The organism is Bremerella cremea (assembly GCF_039541315.1).
GTDB lineage: Bacteria > Planctomycetota > Planctomycetia > Pirellulales > Pirellulaceae > Bremerella > Bremerella cremea.
In genome coordinates, this window is sequence record NZ_BAABFZ010000002.1 from 195,182 (window position 1) to 220,122 (window position 24,941).

Genomic DNA, 24,941 nt, shown 5'->3' on the forward strand with positions numbered 1-24,941 from the left:
AATGACCCAATTGGGGAAGCCTCGATGAAGCCTTCGGTATTCCTGCCTGCCTTATTGCTCTTACTTGTTCCTGTTCTTAGTTTCGCCCAAGCTCCTCAGCAGACATCGCGTCACGAGGATGGTCTACATCGCCACCCGATCCGTGCTTATGCATTGACCGGCGGAAAAGTGATCACCAAACCAGGGAGCGAGCCGAAAGAGCTGATCATCATTGTCCGCGAATCGAAAATCGAGACGCTGGCGAAAGACGCGAAGATTCCGGCCGACGCGAAAGTCGTTGAACTGGATGGCAAGTTTGTCTATCCCGGTTTCATCGATAGCTATGCCGAGGTTGCTCTCGACCAGGCCGACAATCGCCCGGCCACGGCTTATTGGAACGATAACATCCGGGCCGACTTCGACGTCACCACGGTGCTGACCAAGGACCAGATTGGTGGCAACGATTTGCGGAAGCAAGGTTTCGTGGCGCGGATGATCGCCCCGCGCGATGGAATCATCCGCGGGCAAACGGCTCTGTATAGTCTCGATGGCGGATCGCTTCCCAATAGCCTTCTGGTGGACCGATATGCCTTGGCGATGGAGTTGACGCTGGCACGTCGACGCGGCCGCGGGATTTACCCGAACTCGCCGATGGGAGCGGTTGCCCTTTCACGCCAGGCCTTCTACGACGCCATGTGGTACCGCGACGCGATGCAGGCAGTGCAGAAGAATCCTGATTTGCTATTACCAGAATCGAACGTCACGCTGGCGGCCATGCAGCCTTACGCGACCGGCAAAGCGCCTGTGATGATCGAGACCTCCAACGAACAGTTTCTGATGCGAGCGGACGACTTCGCTCAAGAATTCGACTTGGATCTGATCGTGATCGGAAGTGGTCGCGAATATCGCCGCCTGGCCGATGTCGTGAAGACCAATCGCCCGATTGTTGTTCCCGTTGCGTTCCCTAAAGCCCCGAATGTGGCAACTCCCGAGGCCGCTGCTGACGCTTCGCTGGAATCGCTGATGCACTGGGACCATGCTCCTGAGAACCTGGCGCGGCTGGCCGATCAAGAGGTCGAGATCATGCTGACCACTTATCGTCTGGAATCGACGGGGCAGTTCCTGAAGAATCTGCGAACCGCCGTTGAACGTGGCTTCAACGAAGAAGCCGCGCTGGCCGCACTGACAACCGTTCCTGCCAAGCAGTTTGGTGTGCAGGATCAACTCGGCACGATTGAAGCAGGCAAGCTCGCCAGCTTCGTCGTTCTGGAAAAGCCGCTGTTTGAGAAAGATGCGGAAGTCACCGAAACCTGGGTCAATGGAGAGCGGTTCGAGCATCAAAGCGAACTGCCCGAGGCAATCGCCGGGGACTGGAAGCTAGAACTGGAAGGCGCGCCGAAAGACGCTGAAAAGCTTCTGCTGGTTAATATCAAGGGAGACAAGAACCTGAAAGGTTTTGTCCGACCTGGCGAAACTACGCCCAAGTTCAAAGACAAAAAGGAACTGAAGGACCTGAAGCTGGAGGATGGACGCGTTATCGCTACCTTCATCTCGGATGACTTCGGTGCGAAGGGGGTCGCAACGTTATCGATCCTGTACGAAGAAGACGTCGAAACGCTGCACGGCACAATTCGTTGGCCGGATGGGACCGCTTCGAGCGTGAAGATGTCGGCCTCCGGTATGGAAGAAGCCGAGAAGGAAGAAGAGAACAAGAAAGACGAAGAGCCAAAGAAGGAAGAGGAAAAAGAAAAGAAAGACGAGAAGAAGGTCGTGATGGCCTCTTATCCGATTCAATATCCGCTGGGCTCGTTTGGCCTGGAAACGGCTCCGAAACAGGAAGCCCTGGTCGCCTTCAAAGGAGCCACCGTTTGGACGTGCGGTCCGCAAGGGAAGCTCGAAAACGGCATTGTCCTGGTGAAGAAGGGAAAGATCGAAGCGGTTGGTGCCGATCTCGAGATTCCTGAAGATGCCGTTGTTGTCGACGCGACCGGCATGCATATCACCCCGGGTCTGATCGACTGCCATTCGCATATCGCGACGGATGGTGGCATCAACGAAAGTGGCCAGGCGATCACCGCCGAAGTGAGAATCGGCGACTTCATCGACGCCAACGACATCGACATCTACTGGCAACTCGCCGGTGGTTTGACAACCGCAAACATTCTGCACGGTTCGGCTAACCCCATCGGTGGTCAGAACCAGGTGATCAAGATGCGATGGGGTGCCAACTTCGACGAATTGAAGTTCAAAGGGGCTCCGCTTGGTATCAAGTTCGCCTTGGGCGAAAACGTCAAGCAGAGCAACTGGGGCGAAAACTACACCACCCGCTACCCGCAGACCCGAATGGGAGTCGAGCAAGTCTTCCGGGACGAGTTCCAGGAAGCCCAAGAGTACGCTGCCGCAAAGAAGGCTGCTGCCAAGGCAAAATCAGGTTTACCGGTTCGCGTAGACCTGCAGATGGAAGCGATTAGCGAAATTGTCGAGAAGAAACGTTGGATCCACTGCCACAGCTATCGTCAAGACGAAATTCTGGCGCTGCTACGGGTGCTGGATGACTTCGGTATTCAAATCGGCTCGCTGCAGCACATCCTGGAAGGTTACAAAGTGGCCGACGCCATGGCCGAACATGGTGCAACCGCCTCGACGTTCGCCGACTGGTGGGCTTACAAGGTCGAAGTCGATGATGCCATTCCATACAACGGAGCGATGATGCACGACCAAGGCATTGTCGTCTCGTTCAATTCAGACGACGCTGAGATGGGACGCCGGATGAATCAAGAGGCTGTCAAAGCAGTGAAGTATGGCGGCGTGTCGGAAGAAGAAGCTTTGAAATTCGTCACGCTGAACGCGGCGATCCAGTTGCGGATTGAAGACCGTATCGGTTCGCTCGAGCCTGGCAAAGACGCCGACCTGACCATCTGGTCAGGCGCACCGCTGTCGAACCTCAGCGTCTGCAAGCAGACCTGGATTGACGGTCGGAAGTACTTCGATAAGGACGACGAGCAAGCCCATCGCGATACCTTCGGCGAGATGAAGAACAAGTTGGTGCAGAAGATTCTCGATACCCGAGCCCCCATGATGAATCATGGAGAATCTGCCGAGGACCCGACCAGCCTCTGGCCTCGTCACGACGAGTTCTGTGGTCATCACGAGCATGAACACGAGCACGAGCACGAACACGAACACGAACACGAACATGAGCATCACCATGAGTAACCATCACGGTTTGCATGGCGTTCGTTTCCCATTTGTCTCCCACACTCACGTTCGAGTTTTAACTATGCGTTGTATTTCCTGCCTTCTCACTTCTGCTTTGCTGTTGTTCGTTACTTCGGCTGGTTTTGCATCGGATCAAATTCCTGGTGCGATGCCGAAGGGACCTGTCGCGATCGTTGGTGCAACATTGCATCCCGTGTCCGGGCCCGCCGTAAAAGGTGGAACGATCGTGTTCCAGGACGGAAAGATCACGGCGATCGGAAGCGATGTTGAAGTCCCCGCCGAAGCGACCGTGATTCAGGCTGCCACCCAGCACGTCTATCCTGGCCTGTTCGAGCCATACTCGCGCATCGGCCTGACTGAAATCTCTTCGGTGCGAGCCAGCAACGACTACCGTGAATCGGGCGAACTGAATCCGAACGTCAAAGCTCACGTGGCTGTCAATCCAGACAGTGAAATCGTCCCCGTCACGCGGACCAATGGTGTGCTGCTGACCATGTCTGCTCCGACCGGCGGTCTGATCGCAGGTCAAAGTGCCGTGATGCAACTCGACGGTTGGACTTACGAAGACATGACCGTGAAGCCGGAAGCGGCGATGATCGTCACCCTTCGCAGTCAACATCATCGTGAAGAACTCGGTGAGTTCCTCGAGGAATGTCGTCAGTACGCCAGCGCCAAAGAAGCCGGCATGCAAATCCGTCACGATGCACGTTTGGAGGCGATGGGCGAAGTCGTGGCAGGCAATCAGCCGATCATTATCGCCGCGGACCGCTGGGAAGACATAACCCGCGCCGTCGCCTTCGCTCGCGAGCAGAAGGTCAAGCTGGTGATCTTCGGTGGCTACGATGCTCCGAAGTGTGCTTCTCTTTTGAAAGATTACGATGTGCCGGTGATCGTTTCCTCGATTCATCGCCAGCCAATGCGAAAGGACGACTCGTACGACGCGGCCTATTCGCTGCCGAAGCGACTGAAGGACGCAGGTATCCTGTTCGCGATCTCGGGCTACGATCGTTCGGAAGCCTGGAACGTTCGTAACTTGCCTTACCACGCGGCCACTGCGGCGGCGTTCGGTTTGACCAGTGACGAGGCAATTGAAGCCATCACGCTTTCGCCTGCCAAGATCCTGGGTGTTGCCGATCGTGTGGGAAGCCTGGAAGTCGGCAAAGATGCGACGTTGATCCTTTGCAACGGCAACCCGCTGGAGGCACCGACGGAGATCGAGTCGGCCTGGGTCTTTGGCAAGGCAGTCGATCTGAACGACAAGCAGCAGATGCTGCGAGACAAGTACGAACAGAAGTACGAACAGTCGAAGAAGTAACGGCCGAAGACGGCGATTACAGCTTGCGGTCGGAAACGGCCTTTGACGATTGCAACAAGTGCTCGCGCCGCTCTGGCGCGAGCAACAGCAACCGCTCGAGCAGCATCTCGGCGACTGCTTCGCCTGCGATGATCGAAGGGACTTCTGCCTTCAGCGGATCGCGATTCGCTGTCGTGAAAAGCGAAACATCCGCGATCTGGCTGAGTGGCGAGCTCGAGAAGTTCGTCAGCGCTATCACGGTCGCGCCTTGGGCCGCGGCAACTTCGGCCGCATGCAGAATGTCCTTTGTGGCTCCTGACGAGCTGATGGCGAACAGCACGTCGTGCTTTTTCAGCAGTGTGGCATTCACCGCCATCACGTAGCCTTCGGTCGAGGGGCGCGCGTCAATTCCAATTCGGCTCAGCTTCCAGACCAGGCTCAATACCAGCGGAGCACTGCTGGCAACACCGACCACCAGCACCACTCTACCTGCCAGCAGGTTCTCAGCCGCTTGTTGCAGATGGTCGTCTTCCAACAGTCGGAGGGTATCGGCCAGTTCGTTTGTCAAACGGCGTTCTACCGCGCTGGAAGGTCGATCGTCGCTCCCCTGCTCCGCTCGAACGTTGGCCACCCCTTCGGTCGCGAGCATCAGCTTGAACTCTTGAAAGCCCTTGCAGCCAAGCTTCTGGCAGAACCGGATGATGGTGCCATAGCCGATGCCGCTATGGGCCACCACTTCGCTGATCGAGTGATATGCCGCTTCGGCGTGGCTTTCAAAGTACTCGCCGGCACGCTGCTCGGCGGCAGTCATTTCACCATGCATTCGCCGAAACTTCTTACGCCACGACGGATCGGGATTGCTGTTAGGAGAGGTGTTCATCGAGAAAGATCGATTCCGATCAGTGGAATTCTGACATCAAGGCGAAGCACGAACGAGCGGACTGGAAGTCCGGTCGAACAGGCTGCTTTGATAATCGTCTACAAATGGGATCCCATGTCCAGTGATCTGGATGAAATATCCGTTAAGAGTCTAGCTCGGATATCGCATCCAGTGACGTATGGGTGTATCTTGGCTTTTTGAATTATCAATCGTCACAATCCGGGATATTCGATTCGTATCGAATGGATAGGGAATCCAGTGGCGGTTTAGGCGGTCGATTTGTTCCCTTCCCCTGCTTGGAGATACTCCATGTTTGGTAACCCTGCCTGGGCGATCCGATTCCGATTGTTTGTTCTAGCGAGTTTAACGGCGATAATGACCCACGTTTCCACGTCCGATCTGCCTGCCGCTCCGGCGAAACCATCTGCGGTGACCGCCTACGTTTGGGATTATCAGGATGCGTGGACTAAGCAGACCGGTGCCACCCAGCTGCTGGTGGAAGCGGGTTTTGATGTTCAGCCACTGGCGAAGGATCAATCACCGTGGGGACTTTCGGGAATGATCTTCATTGGCAGCTTTGCCAGCGACGACCCGGCCTATGCCAAGTACATGGAGCAATACTCCGAGGACCTCTACAAGTTCGTTGACGACGGCAATCTGTTGGTTCAGATGACGCAGGCCGATCAAACCGAAAACCGTCCTCCGTTTCTACCCACGACGCTGGAAGCACGACGCTGCGATCGTGACTTTTCGGAACTCCATGTTCTCTCGAGCGCCAACACGCTCGTGAAAGGTTTCCCGGTTGAAAAGAACAAGGTCGCCTGGTCTGGTGAGCGACTTGGCTGGGAGACGTTCGATCGCCAGGGTGGTTTTCAGGTGATTCTCAGCTCGGATGGCAACGCAACCTATCCGGTTCTGATGGAAGGCGCCTATGGCCAAGGTCGCATCGTCCTGGCTGCGATGCACTTGGACAAGTTTCGGAATGCGGATGGCAAGAACGTGGCGACACCGCAGCGGCACGAACTGGCTCAAGCGTTCGCGAAGAATCTGCTACAGCATGCCAAAGATATCGACGCACGCAAAGCGAAAGCGATCGCCGTCACCCCTTCCCCGCGGGTTCAACGAAGCTTCGAGCAAGGATCTTGGACGCTGGCTTTGCTGCCCGATACCCAGGTCTATTCGGTCCGCTATCCTGGTCTCTATTCCGCTCAAACCGCCTGGTTGCGTGCCCATGTTGAAGAACGAAACATCAAATATGCCTTGCACCTGGGAGACATTACCGACAACAACACCGAGACCGAATGGCAACGAGCGGCCGAATCGATGAAGCTGCTTGAAGGTCATCTGCCTTATGTGATCGTCGGTGGCAACCACGATTACGGTCCTTCCGGCGACGCTTCGACCCGCGATACGTTTCTTAACCAATATTTCTCATTTGACGAAACCTCAGCCAGAGAAGGGTTTGGGGGAGCGTACGAGCAGGGCAAGCTCGATAACACCTACCATTTGTTTGAAGCAGGTGGTCATAAGTGGATTGTCGTCGCACTAGAATGGGCGCCTCGGGACGAAGTGGTTGCGTGGGCCAACCAGGTAATGGCGAAGCACGCGGATCGAAAGGGCATTCTGGTTACGCATGCCTACATGTTCTCGAACTCGCGTCGTTACGACCACACCGACAAGACTTCCCCTAACCACTGGAATCCGCACAACTACCGCACGCCTGGTAGTAAGAATGACGGCCAGCAGTTGTGGGACAAGTTGGTTCGCAAGCACAACTTTGTGTTCACGTTCAACGGTCACGTTTTGAATGATGGTACCGGATACCGGGCCGACAAGAACGACGCCGGGAACTACGTGCATCAGATGCTTGCGAACTACCAAATGCGAGAACTTGGGGGCGAAGGTTACTTCCGCCTGCTCGAGTTCACGCCGGATGGCAACACGGTGAACGTGCTGACCTACAGTCCGCTTTACGATCGATATCTTTTGGATCAAGACCAGACCTTCACGATTCGTTTGGATGAAGCCCCAGCCGATCAGCCATTACAGCGTGACGAGCCTGCGAGCGACGGAATCAAACCGCCAAAAAGTGAGTTATTGAAGGCTTCCAGCCAGACCTTGAAGGCAACGCAATGAGCCTGCTGAAATGGGAAACGTTCGTGACTTCTTCGTTAGCCATCTCGTTTCGCATTTTTCTGCACCTGATGCTGGGCGGCATCTCCCTGGTCGGAGTGGCCGCCGCGGCGGAAGACTCTTTGCGAGATGGTACGGCTCAGCGACCACTTCGCGTGATGCTCATTCCTGCTGATACGGGGGCGGATACGACTCTGGACGACTTTCGTCCTGTATTCAACGCCATCACGCGAAACGAAGACCTACACTTCGAGCTTCGCGTAGGTACATCGTACGGATCGGTCGTGGAAGGCCTGGTCGCCAAGCGAGTCGATATTGCTTTCCTCGGTCCGGTGACATTCCTCCAAGCGCAAAAACGGGGCGCCGCCGAACTGCTGGCGGTCGCTGTGAAAGAGAAGTCGAGTTCCTATCGGGCTGCCATCCTCACGCGTGCAGGCAGCGGGATCCATAAAGTCGAAGACTTGAAACAAAAGCGGATTGCTCTGGGGGATGTAAATTCCACGTCCAGCTTCCGCTACCCGCTGGCGATGATCGTTCGCGCTGGTGTCGATCCGGTGCTGGGGGTCAGCCAAATTTCGTTGACCGGAAGCCATAGCAATGCCCTTGCGGCGCTTCGCGAGGGACATGTCGACGCGGCTGGTTGTTCGCTGCATGCCTACGAGAAAGCCCTCAATAGCCACGCGATCGCTCCGGGGGAACTCTCGGTCGTGGCGGTCAGTCCTGCGATTCCGAACCCACCTCTGGTAATGCATCCTGAGTTGGAACCAACCGTCAAACAGCGTCTACTTGAAGCCTTCCGCACGATCCATGAGTCGCCCGATGTTCGGCCTGAGATGATTCGGGGTTACGGTGGCGATCAGTACGATCGCTTCGATGTGGATTTTCCTCAAAAGCAATTTGAGGAGGCAATCAACGATCTTGATCCGGTCAATCCAAGAATGATCGCTACCATTATCGAACGGGCCGCCGATCGCTAGTGTGATCTAATTTCAATCGCCGCCTTCACGTATCAGACGCTCGATGCTTTCTTTGATCTCTGTCAGCAAATCATTCGGTAGAAAGCAACAGTCCGTTCGCGCGGTGGACGATGTGTCGCTTCGGATCGAACGGGGAGAATTCGTGGTGATGCTCGGCCATTCCGGAGCGGGCAAGTCGACGCTGCTGAAGTTGATCAGCGGCCAGTTGCCGGCAGACCAAGGCCAGGTCGAGATCGACGGCGAGCCAATGCTGACCTGGTCGCGACAAAAGCTACAGCATCGCATGGGAGTCGTCCATCAACACTTTGCTTTGGTTCCGCGACTTAGTACGCTCGATAACGTTCTGCTTGGCCGTCTTCCCTGGATTCCCTGGTATCGTTCCATCTTCCGGCATTGGAGTATTGCCGATCGTGAGCTGGCCTGTCAGTGGCTGGAACGAGTCGGGCTGGAACCAATCCATGCGACTCGTGCCGCCGGGCAACTGTCGGGCGGACAACAGCAACGCGTTGCGATTGCCCGCGCCCTCATCCGTCAGCCTTCCTTGATCCTGGCGGACGAACCGGTAGCCAACTTAGACCCGGCGATCGGTCGCGAAATTCTGGAGTTATTGCGAGAAGCCGCTCATCGGTGGAATATTGCCGTACTATGCAATCTTCATCAGCCTGACATGGCGGAAGAGTACGCGGATCGCATTGTTCATATGGCGAAAGGAAAGATCAAGTTCGATGGCACGCCGAGCGAATGGCGACAGAGCTCGGAAATGTCGTCCGACTATCTTCGCCGCGAAGCAAGATCGGTAACGACTGGCCAGGCTGAAAATGCTCTGCAGAATGCTTCGACCAACCGATGAGCGATCAGGAACATGCCATGGATGCAGCGAAGCAAGGTCGCGATCTTTCGGCAGATGTCGCCGATTTACTTCAATGCGGGTGGCCGATCCGCCAGCCAAGCGTGATTCCCAAGCTACTTTGCGTGGTGGCGCTCGTCGGGGTCGCAGCGATGTCGTTTCGTCGCGTAGGTTTAGAGCAGGTTCGTCAGGAGTCAACCAGCGCCTTCTGGGCGATGTTAGGTCACGGTGAATCAAGCCAGGTCCTCGACGGAGCGCAGCGATTTGCTCAGCAGGGTTGGCCTCCGGTGATCTCGCGGCAGCAAGAGGTAAGCCGAATCGAGAACTTCAATCCTGACCAGCTGCCGTGGTTCAGTCACCTCGAATCGAATCAGACGACAAAGATGTCGGTCGAATTCATCGACGGGCAGGTGATTGAGCGAGAAGAAACAATCGAAGAGCATGTCCTGGTCGAACCCGTCGGTTACCTCGTTCGCGTTGGCTGGTTGATGCTGGAAACGCTGGAGATCGCCCTATGGGGAACGATTCTGGCTCTTTTGCTTGGGGTGCCGTTGAGTCTGCTGGGGTCGCGCCGGATCAGCATTGCGACACCAATCGTTTACGCGGCACGCGCGTTATGCAGCTTGAGTCGCGCAATTCCTGAATTGGTGAGTGCGATGTTCTTCGTGCTGCTGTTTGGGTTTGGCCCGGCGGCCGGGGTATTGGCCTTAGGGCTTCATTCCGCGGGCTTCCTGGGAAAGTTTTTCGCGGACGATATGGACAACACAGATCCTGCCCCGGCCCAAGCACTCGCCAGCAGTGGCGTGGGAAGGGTCGGCGTTTTTCTGCACGCTCTGCTCCCACAGGTGTTTCCACAATACCTTGCCTACATACAGTACATCCTCGAACGGAACGTTCGGACGGCGACGGTACTGGGAATCGTAGGGGCTGGCGGCATCGGTGTCGAACTGATGGGAAAGTGGAGCAACTTTCAATACGGGCACGCAACGACTGTTCTGCTGGCGATTTTCTTCACGGTGGTCGTATTGGAACTGTTAACGCAGTCGATGCGAAAGAAGCTGATTCAGGATTAAGATCCGCTCGGGAAGAGTTGAAAGCAGCGAAAGTGACTCGCCTGCATCTTGTGAATCAATGCCTCGCCGGAAGTTTTGTACTGCTGAGGGTGAAGCTCGATGGATCGACGGGCATGGTGTGCCGCCAGGCTGCTGTGCTGAATGTCTTCGTAAAACTGAGCAAGCAGAAAATGGGTCTCGGCGGATGGATTTAAGTCGAGCAACCGCTGATACGCCTCTTCGGCCTCAAAGACACGACCAAGTTTGCGAAGAGCAAAGGCAGTTCCCTGAATCGAGGAAGCCAGAGCCGCGGATGTTGACGGCGACGACGCTTGGTCAGCCCAAAACTTTTCGGCCAATCGAAAGTGATCGAGCGATAATCGCCACTCGCGTCGGTCCTGGTAAAGTGTCCCCAGGACCTGATGGCCACCATGGGCCGCAAACCCGGGAGAATTCTCGTACATGTTAAGCAGGCGTGTTGCTTCTTCCCCTCGGCCCAAGACTGCCAGTTGAATCGCAAAAGGTACGACGCGTTCGATGGGGGCATCGGCTGCCAGCGGCATTGCAGATTGTTGTTGGATTTCGGCGATTTGAAGGGTTAGCTGTTCGACCATCTTTCGCACGGCAATACCTTGATGCTGAAGGCTTGGTTCCAGTACCAGGCAGCTTCGGAGGCGGTCGTTAGCTTCGACGAGGCGAGTCTGCGACAGCTGATCCATGGCGGTATCGAGTTCCGCGTTGCAGCGAGCCTGTTGATAGGTCCAAGGAACCACCAGAAATAACAGGGACGAAACAAGCCACCGCGTGGTAGTCGATGGAGACACGGGAGCGGGAAACCAGGTTGCTCCTAAAAGCGTCAACCCGAGCGATGCGGACAAAGCACCCAGCATTCTCGAAAGTCCCATGCTTTGCGAAAGCAGCATTACCGGGGCGTACTGGTCGACCTGATTCCAGAATAGAAGACGAAATCCGGTCAGCAAGAGTGTACCCAGGAGTAGTTCTCCCCAGATCGAATGAGTGGGATTGTCGAACCGGCGATGAAATTCATTTCGGATCGTCCAGCCAAGTGGCAAGCCGGCGACAATCAACACCACGGCGACGTCGGTCCAGGCAAATGGCAACAGAATGGCTTGGGGGGCCGGTATTCGGGAAAGCGATCCAAGCCAGGTCAGAATGACCAGGATGCCGATTGCCTGAGGGAGCACTTTCAACAGGCGGTGTAACATCTGATCGGCCATCTTGAGTTACTCCAACCCAACGGGCGTAGGACTGATTGAGGGGCTGCTTCGTTTCCACATGACACCATCGAAGCCATAGTGAAGAAAGGCAGCGATCACGTTGATCAGCAGCCACAGCTCCAGGAAGTTGTGCTCCACCATCCAGCCCACCGAGCCGAGTATCAGCATGAAGACCAGAAGCGAGACAGCCCACCGCGATAGCAGCCAGCGAACAATGTCGGAATTGGCATCAGGGCCGCTTGTTTGAGCCTGACCTTTCAATCGCCAGCCGATGACGGTCAAATATTCGCTCGCATGAAACCATGCCGACGCGGTCGTCAGGCAAAGCACCAGCGCCGGATTACCAACGTGCACACTGGTAAGCAGTGCCAGGAAGAGACTGACTACGCTGACCAGGTAAATCAATCCACCCAGGCCCGCACGGCGAAACGATAGTAGCGCGTTTCCCAGAACGATTGCTGGCAGAATTGGCATGAACCAGTCCATCTTGTTCAGCAGATCTAAAGCGAGCGGGGGCTGAATCGAGACCTGGGCAACGCGGAGGATCACGTACAACAGGAAAGCGCGCAGCAACCACTTTTCCACCACGATTGGCAGCATCGTGTGGCGCGAAGCGAGACGGCCGTAAATCCGATAGATGCCATGATGCTGCGCCGCAAAGTGCCACGCATTCCAAAGGTAGTCAATCGCCAACAGGCAAGTCAGGCCGCCGGTTCCAAGGCGAACTCCAACTACGAGTCCTATCACCAGTAAGGTAAATCCAATCAAAAAACGGCGTCGGTTACGTAGCAACTGACGATCCATCAACACCACTGCCAGCGTGCTCCAACGATGGGGCGTGGTGATGAAGTAGATCTGCCAGAACTGAACCGCAGCACGGCCCGTAAAGTCGATGTCGTGCTGCAAAAATACAAGCAAGGGCCAGAAGCAGTTCGAGACCAGAAGCAGATCGATCCACGGTCCAAACAGCCAGCCGGTTCGAGCCAGCGACGATGCTGATTCTGCGGCGGTTTCAGTTCCAGTCGCAGGTCGGTTCCAGATTTGTGCCGGGTGATTCACCAGGGGCAGAATCCTAAGTGGGCTTACGCGTCAGGTCGATTGTCAGTTGGTTGTTGCCTTGTGGTGTGACCTCGACCGTAATCGGCGATTTGGCAGAGTCGGCATAAATCAACGGAATCCGCTGTGACTTATTCACCGTTTCGATCGGACCGGAAGACATCACCGGTTCACCGCCGTCGTCGCTGGCGACCATCGTTGGTTCGGAGGTTGTCGTCTGCATGATGATGACACGAAACTTGCCGGCGACTGACCCATCCCCTTGGCGGTAGGTCGTCATCGAGAACGTTCCATCTTCATTGACCAGCCCGCCTGCTGGCTTGCCCGTTTGAGGCCCGATGGGGATGAACGAAATTGCCCCGCCCCCTTTCATCGGTTCACCTTCGAAGGTGATCAGACCGGTCGTTGGGTAGGCGGTCGGTTGGCTGCTTCCTTGACATCCGATCGTCAGAAGCAGTAGCAACAGGGCGAAAGCAATGGGAAAGCGATAAGACATGGTAGATTCAGGCCAGGTTTGAGTTCCAGAAATTACAGAGCACAATCAATCCCGGCGGACGCCTTCGCGCAAGGGGCGTCCGCCGAGAAGGTGCGTTGACGTTACGGCAGTTCAACCACTTCACGCCCACCTCGGGACCCAAGAGCCTGCCAGATGGCCAGATCAACCGTTTCGCTTAAAAACCGGACCGAGCCGTCGGTCATGGCTCCCATTACGCCGCCTGGGTGATAGCTACGAGCCGCCGAATACATCTCGGTATAGGGGCTGCCGATCTGGGTGCAGGGCATGCCTTCTTCGGGGAAGTTACGGCAACCCCATACACCATCTGGTGTCGTGCTGTTGGGGCCCGTTTTGGTGCTGAAACAGGCGGCGCCCATCGCACCGTATGCCCAGACGCCGCGCGAGTCCTGGTACGAAGGACCGGTGCCGCTGGGAAGGCGGAACTGAAGTTCGCTCAACGAGATCGTGTTGGCGGTGCCATCGGTGACATCTCGCATGCTGAAGCCAGAGTTGTTTCCGAACACGCCTCCTTCGTCACCGTTGTTGGTGTGCACCGCCCCATAGCCTGCCTTGCCGTAACAGGCGACGTAGTTTCCACGCGCCAAATCTTCCAGTCCGGTACCGTTGGCAAGCTTTTCGGATGTGGTCGGATGGGATGGGCAAAGCATCGCATCCAACTGTTCGGATCCCACGTTCATGCCTTGACTGGTGTAGCGACTGTTACCGAGCCAGTCGGCTACTTCGACTTCCGACTGGGCGATCACCATGAATTGATCGTGCATCGCGCTTTGTTCGATATGCGAAAGAATCAACAAGCTCCACGACCCGCCAATCGCCGGCGTGCCACTTCCATGCGCCCCATTGGGGTTGTCGCCCCGGTTGTTGATCACACCGGACGGAAACGCCAGGAACGTGTCGTGGTAGTTGTGGATCGCCAACTGCAATTGCTTCATGCGATTGGCACAATCCATACGTCGAGCGGCCTCTCGGGCTTGCTGCACCGCTGGAAGCAGCAATGCGATCAGTACGCCAATGATCGCGATGACAACGAGCAGCTCGACGAGCGTGAACGCGCCATGTCGACGAGGTACTGCGAGATTGCCGGACTTGGATACTTTCATCGGGAACTCCATGTCTTCTGACTCTTCCAAACAAATACGCGAATGAGGACGGTAGCGGAACCGAGCGGATAGATGATCCAATTCGAGGCAGAATGCGATGCACCAACCCACGTCGAATGCCGTTGGTGGATAATTTATCCGCCCTCGGTCAGATGTCCATTGAAAAGTCGGCAACCACGCGAGCTATTCATGAAACGTTAATCCAGGGGCAAAAACCTCTTCTTGCCGACGAATCCAACACGTTGCCAGCCAATCCGGTTTATGATTCGTGAAGTTTTCATGTGAATAGGATATCCAGTTTTGATTCTGGGCGGTCAGAGTGCCGTTGTGGGCCACTTTGGGACGGCAGAAAAGCCCACAGCGAGTCCTGCTTGCCGCAGCAAGGCGGTTGATACCGATTGCGCGGATGACGCGCCGTCGACCAGAGATGCGGGTAAATCAGAGATGATTCGTTCTTCAGGCCGGGTCTAGCCGAAACAGTAGGCTAGGGTTTGACGGAGTTGGGTTTGATCGCGATTGAAATGACACGAGTTTTGGCATCAAGTTTTGTCGTCATTCCAAGTTTCGTTATCCTGCATCCAGCGAACACGCTCCAACTCGACCCCGGCGTGACCGAAGCTTCGGCGCGTTTTTCCTTACTGATTACGAGGTAGAAGTAATGGCATTGCACGCAAAGAAGAAACTCCGTGAACTCGTCGACGACGATATCTACGCATCGAGCGATCTTTCGTTGCGCATGCCGAAGTACAAGTTCCCGCATGCCGAGCGCGATCCACGTCATGTCTATTCGGTCGTGCATGACGAGTTGATGCTCGATGGCAACTCGCGCCAAAACCTGGCGACTTTCTGCCAGACCTGGCTCGAGCCTGAGATTCACAAGCTCATGGAAGAGTGCCTGGACAAGAACATGGTCGACAAGGACGAATATCCTCAGACCGCAGAGATTGAATCGCGCTGTGTTCACATGCTGGCCGATCTTTGGAACTCGCCGGTCGAGGCCTCCGCGGTAGGCTGTTCGACGACCGGTTCTAGCGAAGCCGCAATGCTGGGTGGCATGGCGATGAAACGTCGCTGGGAGGCCAAGCAAAAGGCCGCTGGCAAGCCAATCGATAAGCCGAACCTGGTGACCGGTCCGGTTCAGGTATGCTGGCACAAGTTCACTCGTTATTGGGATATCGAACACCGCGAGATCCCTATGGAAGGTGACCGTCTGATCTTGACCGCGGAAGAAGCGGTCAAATATTGCGACGAAAACACGATTGGTGTCGTGCCGACGCTGGGTGTCACGTTCACTTGTCAGTATGAACCGGTAGAGGAACTCGCCGCCGCACTCGATAAACTGCAGGTAGACAAGGGTTGGGATATTCCGATTCACGTCGATGCGGCCAGCGGTGGCTTTCTGGCGCCGTTCTGTGCCCCGGACGTCGTCTGGGACTTCCGTCTGCCGCGTGTGAAATCGATCAACAGTTCCGGCCACAAATTTGGTTTGGCTCCGCTGGGTGCTGGATGGGTGATCTGGCGTGAGGAAGCCGACTTGCCGGAAGAACTGGTCTTCTGGGTAAATTACCTGGGGGGCAATATGCGCGACATCGCTTTGAACTTTTCGCGTCCTGGCGGACAGATCGTGTGCCAGTACTACAACTTCCTGCGACTGGGCAAGGAAGGCTATCGCAAGATCCACACGGCCTGCTACGAGACGGCTCAGTTTCTGGCGACCGAGATCGAGAAGATGGGCCTGTTCGAGGTAATCTACGACGGAAAGATGCACGAAGGCATTCCGGCCTTATGTTGGAAGCTGAAAGACGACGCCAAGCCTGGCTTCACGCTCTACGATCTGGCCGATCGATTGCGGACGCGCGGATGGCAGGTGCCTGCCTACTCGCTGCCGCCTAATCGCGACGACCTGGCGATCCAGCGAATACTGGTTCGGCATGGGGTCAGCCGCGATCTGGCAAGCCTGCTGCTGAAAGACATGCGCGAGGCACTCGACTACTTCAAGCAGCATCCGATCCAGGCCCCTCTCACGGAAGAGGAAGCCTCGGGCTTCCATCACTAGTCACTGCGAGCATGACTTCTTCGGACGAAGCCAATTCACTGCACTGTGTCGAGCAGCGCGGACCGCACCCGTTCATTACCTTTCGATTGTTTCACGATCGAAAGGGACGGGTGCGCCGGTGGCGTTCACGGCATCATCGGAAACGACTTGCCCATCCCGAAACACAGCATCCGCATTCCTTGCTGCGAACATTCGTAAAAGCAGCGTGGATGCCCGGCGACTTGAATTGGTGGATCGGGATGATCTTCGCCGTGGGTGCCAGTTTGTTTGCCTTGGGAAGTATCGTGAGCTTGTGGCCGAAATGGACGCGAGCCATCGGTCTGGCCGAAAGCGAGGCTGGACTGATCTTTTTCCTGGGTTCGATTCCGTTTACGACCGCGGCATATCTTCAACTGTTTCAAGCCGCGAATGCTGATCCAATTCCAGGCGATCAACCCTCGACGCCGCAGCGGACTACGTGGATTGGTTGGAAGCCCGGCGATCTTGGTTGGCTGAGTTGCTTTCTCCAGTTCATCGGGACAGTGCTCTTCAACGTGAACACGTTTGACGGCATGATGCCTTCGCTCAGTTGGCAGCAGCAAGATGTTCTGATCTGGGTTCCTAATATCTTGGGATCGATCTTGTTCATGGCTTCCGGCTATCTCGCCTTTATTGAAGCCGCCCACGCCTATTGGAAGTGGGAGCTCGAAGATCTCTCGTGGTGGGTGGTCTTCGTGAACCTGTTAGGCTGCATCGGCTTTCTGATCTCGGCAGTGCTCGCCATTGTGCTGCCCGGAGATACGGGGCCATGGCACGAAACCGCGTCGGTCTGCTTTACGCTGATCGGGGCGATCTGCTTTTTCTGGGGCTCCGTTCTGATGTTGCCCGAAGCGGTTCCGGGGGAAACTTCGTCGCTTTAAGTCTTGGCTGGTGCGACGATTTCTGTTGATTCGAGACCAGCGTCAGTGCTATCCTTAGGAATCCCCCCTGTGGTTGCCTGGTGGCATGTCTGGCGAAGGGGCGTCATCGCGAGATGAAGCCTGCTGCTAGAGCCTCCTTTCCTGCCAAATAACGAACACTCAAGGCCACATCATGGTTCGTTCCTGCCTGGTTATCAGCGCCCTCCTCGTATGCGCCCCACATGCGTTTGCCGGCGAGTTGCCTCCGGCTGCGGAAAAGACGATCCAGTTCGAATCCGACATCGCGCCGATTCTGCAGGCAAAGTGCCACGACTGCCATGGTGAGTTCACGCAGGAAGGCAATCTGAGGCTTGATCGAAAGGCTGCGGTCATTCGTGGTGGTGACTCAGGCGAACCAGGAATTGTGCCTGGCAAGAGCGCCGAAAGCCATCTGATTCGACTCGTGGCCGGGCTCGAGGCGGACTTGCGAATGCCGCCGGAAGAAGAGGATACGCTTTCCAAAGAACAAATCGGGTTGCTACGAGCCTGGATCGATCAAGGAGCCCCCTGGCCGGGCCCGGCAGGGTCGATGGAAATCGAGAAACGGACGACAGATCACTGGGCTTTTCAGCCGGTCAAACGTCCGAGTGTCCCCGAGGCGGAAAGTGACTGGGGCAGAAATCCGATCGATCGCTTCATCCTGGCGAAGCTCGAGGCAAACGGGCTCAAGCCGAGCGAACGTGCCGATCGCAGAACGCTCGCTCGACGATTCTCTCTCGACGTGCTTGGCTTGCCTCCGACACCTGAAGAAGTGGCTGCCTACGCCGACAGCGAAGATCCTGCCGCCACGGAGAAGTGGATTGAAACGATGCTTGCCAGTCCGCACTTTGGCGAGCGGTGGGCATCGCATTGGCTCGATCTGGTCCGCTTCGCCGAAACGCATGGATTTGAAACGAATCGCGAGCGACCTAACGCCTGGCGCTATCGCGACTACGTGATCGATTCGTTGAACGCCGATAAACCGTACGATCAATTCATTCGTGAACAGATTGCGGGCGATAGTTTCGGAAGCCCGGTCGGCCTCGGCTTCCTGGTGGCAGGACCTTACGATCAAGTCAAAAGTCCTGACATCAATCTCACCTTGATGCAGCGCCAGAACGAACTGGACGACATCGTTAACACCACTGGAACGGCCTTCCTCGGACTGACGATGGGATGTGCCCGGTGCCATAACCACAAGTTCGATCCAATTCTGCAGACCGATTACTACTCGATGCAGGCGATCTTCTCCGGGGTTCGCCATGCTGACACTCCCCTCCCCTTCACGGCCGAACAGCAAAAGCTTGCCGAGCAGCTTCGTGCCGAGATCGTCCAGCTGGAAGGCGAACTGGAACATCTTCTTCCGCAGCGACCGACCAGTCGTTTCGTTATGTTGGACGACGATCCCGAAATCGCTGTCGGAAAAGTGAAGCACTTGGTCAAGGCAGTCGGTAACGGGACAAACTTGCCCGGTACCGAGCGTGGTCAGGCCAGTGACCCTGGGGACGAGTCACGTTCGCTGAATGTGAGCGGAGGAAAGTATTCTTGGTGGAAGCATCAGCCAGGCGTCCCAGTCATCTCGTGGACGCCCGCTAGCAAGGGACAGTTTCGTCTTTGGCTTTCCTGGGGCTGCGGATTCACCACGCATTGCCAGGATGCCCGATACGTTATCGACCGTGATGGCAATCCAGCGACAAACGAAGATTGGGAAGTCGTCGCGATCGTCAATCAGCAACAGTTTGCCAACGGCGATCTACAGCTCAAGAGCGAACCGATGTGGAGCGGATTCTTCCAGGCAGGCCTGGTCACCCTCGGCAAGGACGATCAGATTCTTCTCGTCGGAGGGATGACCGGTACCGCATTAACCGCAGATGTGATGGTATTGGAGCACATCCGCGATTCCGCAGGGCCGATTCCTCCCAAACCTTTCTTCCGTGAACCTGTCCGGGCGATTGGCAATGTCGAACATCTTCACCCGATCGAAACACGTTCGGTACGCTTCGTGATTGAAGACACCGTCGGCGGGACGCAGCCTTGTATCGATGAACTGGCGATCTTCTCCGGCGTTCGCAATGTTGCATTGGCGAGCGAAGGCTCGGTGGCGTCTGCGTCGGGAACTTTGCCCGGCTATGAAATCCATCAGTTGAAACATATCAACGACGGGCAGTTTTCGAATCGCAGGAGTTGGATCGCCGATACCCGCCGCACTGGATGGGTTCAGATCGACCTGCCACAAGCGACGACGATCGACCGAATCGAATGGGCCCGCGATCGCGAAGGGCAATTCAACGATCGGCTGGCCATTCATTATCGCATTGAAGCGTCATTAGATGGGGTGACATGGAAAACAATCGCCGACTCATCCGATCGATTGCCCGTGGCGCTTCCCAGTCCAGAATTGATTCCCAGTTATCAATTCGAAAGTCTGCCTTCCGATAAGTCGGAAGCCGCAAAGGCCGCAGTCGCCAGGCTATTGGCGGCAAGGGAAGAATTACAACAGGCCACCACTCGGCGGGAAGCGTATGCTGGCCGATACGAGCAGCCAGGCCCAACGCATCGTCTTTACCGAGGCGAGCCGCAGGAGAAACGCGAGCAAGTATTACCGGACGCCCCAGAGATCTTCGCGAATCTGGCGTTGGCCCTAGATAGCCCCGAAAAAGTTCGCCGCCAGAAACTGGCAGAGTGGATTGCTTCCCGCGAAAATCCGTTGACTGCACGTGTCATCGTGAATCGGATCTGGCAATTCCATTTCGGTACTGGTCTGGTCGATACTCCCAGCGACTTTGGCGCAGCGGGCGTTGAAGCATCGCATCCAGAGCTCCTCGACTGGCTGGCCTCCGAATTGATGGACCATGATTGGTCGCTGAAGCATATCCATCGGCTAATCCTGCAGTCGGCAACCTTTCAACAGGCAAGCCAGCCCGATGAAGCAGGTTTGCGAGTCGACGGCGCCACGCGACATCTTTGGCGCTATCCACCACACCGAATGGAAGCCGAACCGATTCGCGATTCGATCTTGTCAGTGACCGGGGTGCTCGATAATTCGATGGGAGGGCCGGGCTTCACCGCCTTCGAAGTCGAAGCCGAGAACGTGCGTCACTATCACCCGAAGAAGCAGTTTGGCCCGGAGGACTGGAGGCGTATGGTCTATATGACGAAAGTCCGCATGGAGAAAGATGCAATATTCGGCCTTCTCGATTGCCCCGATGCGGCGACGTCCGTCGCGAAACGTTCCCGATCGACGACACCGCTGCAAGCACTAAACCTTTTCAATAGCGCCTTCTTGTTGCAACAAGCCGACCTATTCAGCCAACGCCTACGTTCCGAAGCAAACACGACCGGCGGTCAGGTCCGACTCGCTTTCGAGTTGTGCTATTCCCGGTCGCCATCGGCAGAAGAAGCCGCGTCTAGTCAGCAGTTCATCGAACAAGAAGGGCTCCCGGCATTTTGTCGGGCGCTGCTCAATAGTAACGAGTTCCTCTTCATTCCCTAGCAAACAGGCAACACGTCATGGCGAGCCGCCATCAGCAACCGATCAACGCTCAGCCGACGCCTGGCATGCACCTGCTGGATCGTCGGCGGTTTCTGGGTCAGACAGCCACTGGACTGGGTAGTATTGCTTTCTCGATGCTGCTGGCCGAAGAGCAATTGTTGGCGGAAGGCGCGCGCTCGGTAGGTGGGCTGTCTCCCATCCGTCCGGAAATCGACCCTGGGCAACCATTCGCCCCGCGAAGCCCCCATTTGCCAGCCGCGGCAAAGAATGTCATCGTCATTTTTTGCTCTGGGGCTTGTAGCCATGTCGATACCTTCGATTACAAACCGGAGCTAATCCGCCGTCATGGGCAGCCGATGCCTGGTGCCGATAAGCTGGTGACGTTCCAAGGACAGCAAGGGAACCTGACAAAAAGCCCCTGGAAGTTCCGCCCGCGCGGCCAGAGCGGGAAGATGATCTCGGACCTGGTGCCGCACTTGGGGGAACTGGCGGACGATATCTGCTTCTTGCATTCGGTCACCGGGAAGACCAACACCCACGGGCCCGGCGAGAACTACATGTCGACGGGCTTCACGCTTGATGGATTCCCCAGCATGGGAGCGTGGGCAACATATGCCTTAGGGAGTTCCAATCAGAATCTGCCTGCCTACGTCGCGATTCCCGATCCGCGAGGAACGCCTCAGGCGTCGGTCAACAACTGGGGACCTGGCTTCCTTCCGGCTGCTTTCCAGGGAACCGACTTCAACGCGAACCATCCGATCCGCAACTTGAAACGGCCTGAGGCAGTTGCCCCGGAGAAAGACAAAGCAACGCGAGAGTTTCTGAACGCCTTGAACGCCCGGCATCTGGAACGCTTCCCTGGCGACAACGACCTCGCCGCGCGGATCGCCAGCTACGAATTGGCCGCTCGCATGCAGATGGCGGTGCCGGAAGTGAGTGATCTGTCGACGGAAAGTGCCGAGACGCTACGAATGTATGGCGCCGACGATGCCGAGAACCATTTGAAGGCGGCGTATGCTCGCAATTGTATTCTCGCCCGTCGCCTGGTCGAGCAAGGCGTTCGTTTTGTGCAGCTATTCAACGGGGCCTATCAAACCGGAGGCGAAGGGGTCAGCAACTGGGACGGCCATAAAGCGTTGGAGAAACAATACAGCGTCCATGGTCCGGTGCTCGATCAGCCGACCGCCGCACTTCTGAAAGACATGAAACGTCGCGGGCTTCTGGAAGACACCCTGGTCGTTTGGTGTACGGAGTTCGGCCGGATGCCGACGTTCCAGAAAGGTGCCAGCGGACGCGATCACAATCCGGAAGGCTTTACCTGTTGGCTGGCCGGGGCTGGGGTGAAAGCCCCATATACCTTCGGTGCGACCGACGAATTTGGTTACAAGGCAGCCGAGAACGTGATCGACGTGCACGATTTCCATGCCACCATCTTGCACTTGCTCGGACTGAATCACGAGCGATTGACGTACTATTACAACGGACTGGAACGTCGCCTGACTGATGTGCACGGTCACGTTATCAACGAGATCCTGGCGTAGACTCGTCGGCCGGTATGATCACAAGCCAATTAAGGCATGTGTTCGTCGTAGACATTGGCTTCCCTAAGACCAGCGTCAATCGGCCATCGTTGACATCAACGGTCGTTTCAAACTCGTAAAATGAACCTGCGTCCGTATCGATATGATCTGCGACAATGTCCCCTTCCACGGAAAGGTTCTGTCCTGCTTGTTCGTGCCCGACATCGCCCAGGCAACCGATTACCCGGTAACGACCATTCGGCAGCGCAAGCTCCCACGTATCGATCGATCGCGTGAATACAAACGTGCTTCGCGGCGACGGCTTCTGGTCTTCACGCTGCCGCGTATTCTTGGTGAGGTTTGCCTGCCAACCATAGCCGCGGGCAGCCTCAAACTTCTCGCCAATGTCGGGCAGATATCCTGCGTGTGGTGAAGAACTCTTCCCTGTGAAGTCGAACGCTTGCGAATCCGGAAGCTGCAGGATCGACTCGTCAACAAGACCATCGAATCGAGGATCACTCTTCCACGAAACGGTTCCGGTCGTGAAAGGCAACGCATCGTCGGCGTCTACCAGCCCATCCAGGTCGGCATCTTGTTTCGATTGACGTCTCCAAGGGTGCGTTGGTTGCTGCTGAAGAACCTTCCAAATTGCAACTGCCACGTCGCGTCGGCTTCCGTTCAAACGATCTGAAGCAAGCAAAGTCACGTCGTAGCCCTGTTCCTTGGCATTCAGAAGAATCTGTTCTGTCCATTCCGATGTGGCTGGCGCATCGGCATCGAAGGAAGTACTCGCTGGGCCCAGAGGAAGGAGTCGTCGCAAGGCGAGTTGCTGGATCGCTGCGAACCCTGGCTCAAGCGGATCGACATCCGCGAAGGGCCAAATTGCGAGAGGGGCACCCTGGTCGGTTGCGAGCAGGCCATTCCAAATTTCGGCCAGTCGCTCTCGCTGATCCCAAATGGTAGAAGGCTGCTCTTCGTGGCGAAGACAAACCGCCGCGATGGCTCCGCTGGCCTGTCCAGCATGAATGGATTGATCGTGCAGGCGACAAGAGGAGCTGACGATGCTGGTGTAACCGAGATTCTTCTGCCCACCCAGTAGACCGTCGATGCCTTTGGGGACGAAGCTACGCAGCGGAAAGACGGCCCGGCCGGTGCCGCCGCGCCCGAATCTTCGGTTCCCGCGAAAGTCGGCCTCCCATGGTCCGGCATCCAGTTGATCGGTACGCCATGAACGGTGCGTCGGGTGGAAGTCGAGTTCAAACTGCCACGAGAAAACCGCATCGGGAAACATCGCCGTGGCGTAGTGTGAACGGTTCTGAAACCCGAGGACCTCTTGCTCGCGTAGCACATGCAATGCATCTAAGCGAAGGCTCTCGCGGATGTAAGGTTTCGGAGGCAAGTTATCGGTGGTTCCGAATTCATCGCTCAGGGCCATCTTACGAAACTTAGGAAAGCGATCCTGTAAGTAGTACAGAAACTTGAGCGAATGGTTCTTGGCGTCGGCATAGACAATCGCCCTTTGCTGGTGCGTCATCTCGACGATCGACTTTTGCGATGCCCCCTGCTCTGTCTCTTCGAGTGCCGCAGCCACATCAGCCGGGAAGACATCAAGCGGATAGTCGATAGGCGGCGTGTTAACTAGCAGCAGGTCTGGCCCTTTGATCTGGGCAAATCCTTTGCTGTCGACAAGGCGACGCGACGTGTAGGCGAACTTCTCATCGATCCAGCCCCATTTGCCGGTAAAGTATCGCGGGTCGTAACCAGCAGGTTTTGCAATCCGTGATTCGTTGGCTTGTTCTTCCAGAATCATGCACCACGTGATCGGATTGATGTCGGTGCGGGGCTCGCCTGATTCTGGAGCACTGGGTTCATCATATTCGTGACGAGCATCGAGGCCGACATCCCAGCCAGCCCCTGAGAGTCGAATCACATCGCCCCAGTCCGAAGCATCGATGGTGATCGCCGCCCGGACGATCAACGACGAGTTATCCGCGGTTGAATTGAACTTCACCCCCTGAACGCAATTATCTTCGGTCAGAACAGAAGAAACCTGGTAGTTGGAGAATCGTTGAATCTGGCCGGTCTTCTCGTACGTCGCCAACAGCTCGCGAAAGACCTGCTGGGAAACTACCGGACGGCTAGTGGTGATGACGCGCGTATTACCGGGCCGACGAACGCCGCCGTATCGTTCCGCGTTCTTCGCTTCGATCGCATCGATCACGTCGCGAAAGATTCCACTGCGGGGTATTGGTACGGTGCCGTCGTAGCCATGGCCCCGGTTTTCGTCGATGGCCCCAAGAGCTTCCGCGCTGAATTGTCCGCCCAACCATTCGATGTCGTTCACCAACACGACACGCTCGACGCCCATCCGAGCAGCTTGTACTGCTGCCGCGCAGCCCGACTCGGTTCCTCCAACAACAAGCAGGTCCGCCTCGATCGTTTCAGCCTCGGCACGAAGCGGAATGAAGGCAATTAGGAGAAGCAGAAGCAACGCGGCGCGGCGAGTCAAATTCATGTACGAACCAGCCATGGTAGGACTCCAGAAAAGAGAGAGGAGCGACGTGGGCAAAAGAAGACGCAGGAACACGGCTGGGTGTTCCTGCGTTGAAGTGGGCACTCCGAGGGCTTGCCGCGGGGCCATAATGTTTGCGTGAAGCGTTCTG

At 56.4% G+C, this 24,941-nt stretch carries 16 protein-coding genes; 10 read left to right on the forward strand and 6 right to left on the reverse strand.

The genetic code is table 11. From position 1 onward, the window contains the following. The first annotated feature begins 24 nt into the window (after nt 1–24). On the forward strand, nt 25–3,195 hold the full coding sequence (locus tag ABD890_RS01535) for an amidohydrolase family protein (protein WP_345084937.1): 3,171 nt from the start codon (nt 25–27) through the stop codon (nt 3,193–3,195). Between the two features lie 229 nt (nt 3,196–3,424). Further along, entirely contained in the window at nt 3,425–4,513 is a 1,089-nt protein-coding gene (locus tag ABD890_RS01540; RefSeq protein WP_345084940.1) for an amidohydrolase family protein, read from the forward strand. 16 nt (nt 4,514–4,529) lie between these two features. Here the strand turns inward: ABD890_RS01540 and ABD890_RS01545 are convergent, their stop codons facing one another. Beyond that, nucleotides 4,530–5,372 (reverse strand): MurR/RpiR family transcriptional regulator, encoded by an 843-nt coding sequence (locus ABD890_RS01545; RefSeq protein WP_345084943.1) that lies wholly within the window; start codon nt 5,370–5,372, stop codon nt 4,530–4,532. Nucleotides 5,373–5,747: 375 nt separating this feature from the next. Between ABD890_RS01545 and ABD890_RS01550 the strand changes: the two genes are divergently transcribed. The 4 genes from ABD890_RS01550 (at nt 5,748) to phnE (ending at nt 10,402) form a co-directional block, all read left to right on the forward strand. Beyond that, a complete protein-coding gene (locus ABD890_RS01550; protein WP_345084946.1) occupies nt 5,748–7,508 on the forward strand; it encodes a metallophosphoesterase in 1,761 nt (586 codons plus the stop codon). Then, entirely contained in the window at nt 7,505–8,482 is a 978-nt protein-coding gene (locus ABD890_RS01555) for a phosphate/phosphite/phosphonate ABC transporter substrate-binding protein (RefSeq protein ID WP_345084949.1), read from the forward strand. Before ABD890_RS01550 ends, ABD890_RS01555 begins: the two co-directional genes overlap by 4 nt. Nucleotides 8,483–8,594: 112 nt before the next feature. Then, nucleotides 8,595–9,332, forward strand: a complete 738-nt coding sequence (locus tag ABD890_RS01560) for a phosphonate ABC transporter ATP-binding protein (RefSeq protein ID WP_345084952.1) — start codon at nt 8,595–8,597, stop codon at nt 9,330–9,332. A gap of 17 nt (nt 9,333–9,349) precedes the next feature. Then, nucleotides 9,350–10,402 (forward strand): phosphonate ABC transporter, permease protein PhnE, encoded by a 1,053-nt coding sequence (phnE, locus tag ABD890_RS01565; protein WP_345084955.1) that lies wholly within the window; start codon nt 9,350–9,352, stop codon nt 10,400–10,402. On the opposite strand, the gene ABD890_RS01570 is transcribed toward phnE, so the two are convergent. The 4 genes from ABD890_RS01570 to ABD890_RS01585 all read right to left on the reverse strand — a co-directional run bounded on the left by ABD890_RS01570 (nt 10,399) and on the right by ABD890_RS01585 (nt 14,292). Next, entirely contained in the window at nt 10,399–11,619 is a 1,221-nt protein-coding gene (locus tag ABD890_RS01570; protein WP_345084958.1) for a tetratricopeptide repeat protein, read from the reverse strand. The genes phnE and ABD890_RS01570 overlap by 4 nt on opposite strands. Before the next feature lie 6 nt (nt 11,620–11,625). Then, the gene (locus ABD890_RS01575) at nt 11,626–12,678 is read right to left on the reverse strand and encodes a hypothetical protein (protein ID WP_345084961.1); all 1,053 of its coding nucleotides are present in this window, start codon (nt 12,676–12,678) and stop codon (nt 11,626–11,628) included. A 13-nt stretch (nt 12,679–12,691) separates the two neighbouring features. After that, entirely contained in the window at nt 12,692–13,171 is a 480-nt protein-coding gene (locus ABD890_RS01580; RefSeq protein ID WP_345084964.1) for a hypothetical protein, read from the reverse strand. Nucleotides 13,172–13,272: 101 nt separating this feature from the next. Then, nucleotides 13,273–14,292 carry a DUF1559 family PulG-like putative transporter gene (locus tag ABD890_RS01585; RefSeq protein WP_345084967.1) on the reverse strand — a complete coding sequence of 340 codons (1,020 nt, stop codon included), beginning with the start codon at nt 14,290–14,292 and terminating at the stop codon, nt 13,273–13,275. A gap of 658 nt (nt 14,293–14,950) precedes the next feature. On the opposite strand from ABD890_RS01585, the gene gad reads away from it, so the two are divergent. The 4 genes from gad (at nt 14,951) to ABD890_RS01605 (ending at nt 22,299) form a co-directional block, all read left to right on the forward strand. Next, complete coding sequence (gene gad / locus ABD890_RS01590; RefSeq protein ID WP_345084971.1) at nt 14,951–16,348, forward strand: glutamate decarboxylase; 1,398 nt, start codon at nt 14,951–14,953, stop codon at nt 16,346–16,348. Nucleotides 16,349–16,557: 209 nt separating this feature from the next. Continuing rightward, nucleotides 16,558–17,247, forward strand: a complete 690-nt coding sequence (locus ABD890_RS01595) for a hypothetical protein (protein ID WP_345084974.1) — start codon at nt 16,558–16,560, stop codon at nt 17,245–17,247. Between the two features lie 172 nt (nt 17,248–17,419). After that, nucleotides 17,420–20,758 carry a DUF1553 domain-containing protein gene (locus ABD890_RS01600; protein WP_345084977.1) on the forward strand — a complete coding sequence of 1,113 codons (3,339 nt, stop codon included), beginning with the start codon at nt 17,420–17,422 and terminating at the stop codon, nt 20,756–20,758. A 17-nt stretch (nt 20,759–20,775) separates the two neighbouring features. Next, entirely contained in the window at nt 20,776–22,299 is a 1,524-nt protein-coding gene (locus tag ABD890_RS01605; protein ID WP_373356925.1) for a DUF1501 domain-containing protein, read from the forward strand. Here ABD890_RS01605 and ABD890_RS01610 read toward each other — a convergent pair. Further along, entirely contained in the window at nt 22,280–24,808 is a 2,529-nt protein-coding gene (locus ABD890_RS01610) for an FAD-dependent oxidoreductase (RefSeq protein WP_345084980.1), read from the reverse strand. The genes ABD890_RS01605 and ABD890_RS01610 overlap by 20 nt on opposite strands. Nucleotides 24,809–24,941 lie beyond the last annotated feature (133 nt).

Coding starts and splice junctions, on each gene's coding strand:
- ABD890_RS01535 (WP_345084937.1), top strand. CDS start 25: ATGAAGCCTTCGGTATTCCTGCCTGCCTTATTGCTCTTACTTGTTCCT.
- ABD890_RS01545 (WP_345084943.1), bottom strand. CDS start 5,372: ATGAACACCTCTCCTAACAGCAATCCCGATCCGTCGTGGCGTAAGAAG.
- ABD890_RS01550 (WP_345084946.1), top strand. CDS start 5,748: ATGACCCACGTTTCCACGTCCGATCTGCCTGCCGCTCCGGCGAAACCA.
- ABD890_RS01555 (WP_345084949.1), top strand. CDS start 7,505: ATGAGCCTGCTGAAATGGGAAACGTTCGTGACTTCTTCGTTAGCCATC.
- phnE (WP_345084955.1), top strand. CDS start 9,350: ATGGATGCAGCGAAGCAAGGTCGCGATCTTTCGGCAGATGTCGCCGAT.
- ABD890_RS01570 (WP_345084958.1), bottom strand. CDS start 11,619: ATGGCCGATCAGATGTTACACCGCCTGTTGAAAGTGCTCCCTCAGGCA.
- ABD890_RS01580 (WP_345084964.1), bottom strand. CDS start 13,171: ATGTCTTATCGCTTTCCCATTGCTTTCGCCCTGTTGCTACTGCTTCTG.
- ABD890_RS01585 (WP_345084967.1), bottom strand. CDS start 14,292: ATGAAAGTATCCAAGTCCGGCAATCTCGCAGTACCTCGTCGACATGGC.
- gad (WP_345084971.1), top strand. CDS start 14,951: ATGGCATTGCACGCAAAGAAGAAACTCCGTGAACTCGTCGACGACGAT.
- ABD890_RS01595 (WP_345084974.1), top strand. CDS start 16,558: ATGCCCGGCGACTTGAATTGGTGGATCGGGATGATCTTCGCCGTGGGT.
- ABD890_RS01600 (WP_345084977.1), top strand. CDS start 17,420: ATGGTTCGTTCCTGCCTGGTTATCAGCGCCCTCCTCGTATGCGCCCCA.
- ABD890_RS01605 (WP_373356925.1), top strand. CDS start 20,776: ATGGCGAGCCGCCATCAGCAACCGATCAACGCTCAGCCGACGCCTGGC.
- ABD890_RS01610 (WP_345084980.1), bottom strand. CDS start 24,808: ATGGCTGGTTCGTACATGAATTTGACTCGCCGCGCCGCGTTGCTTCTG.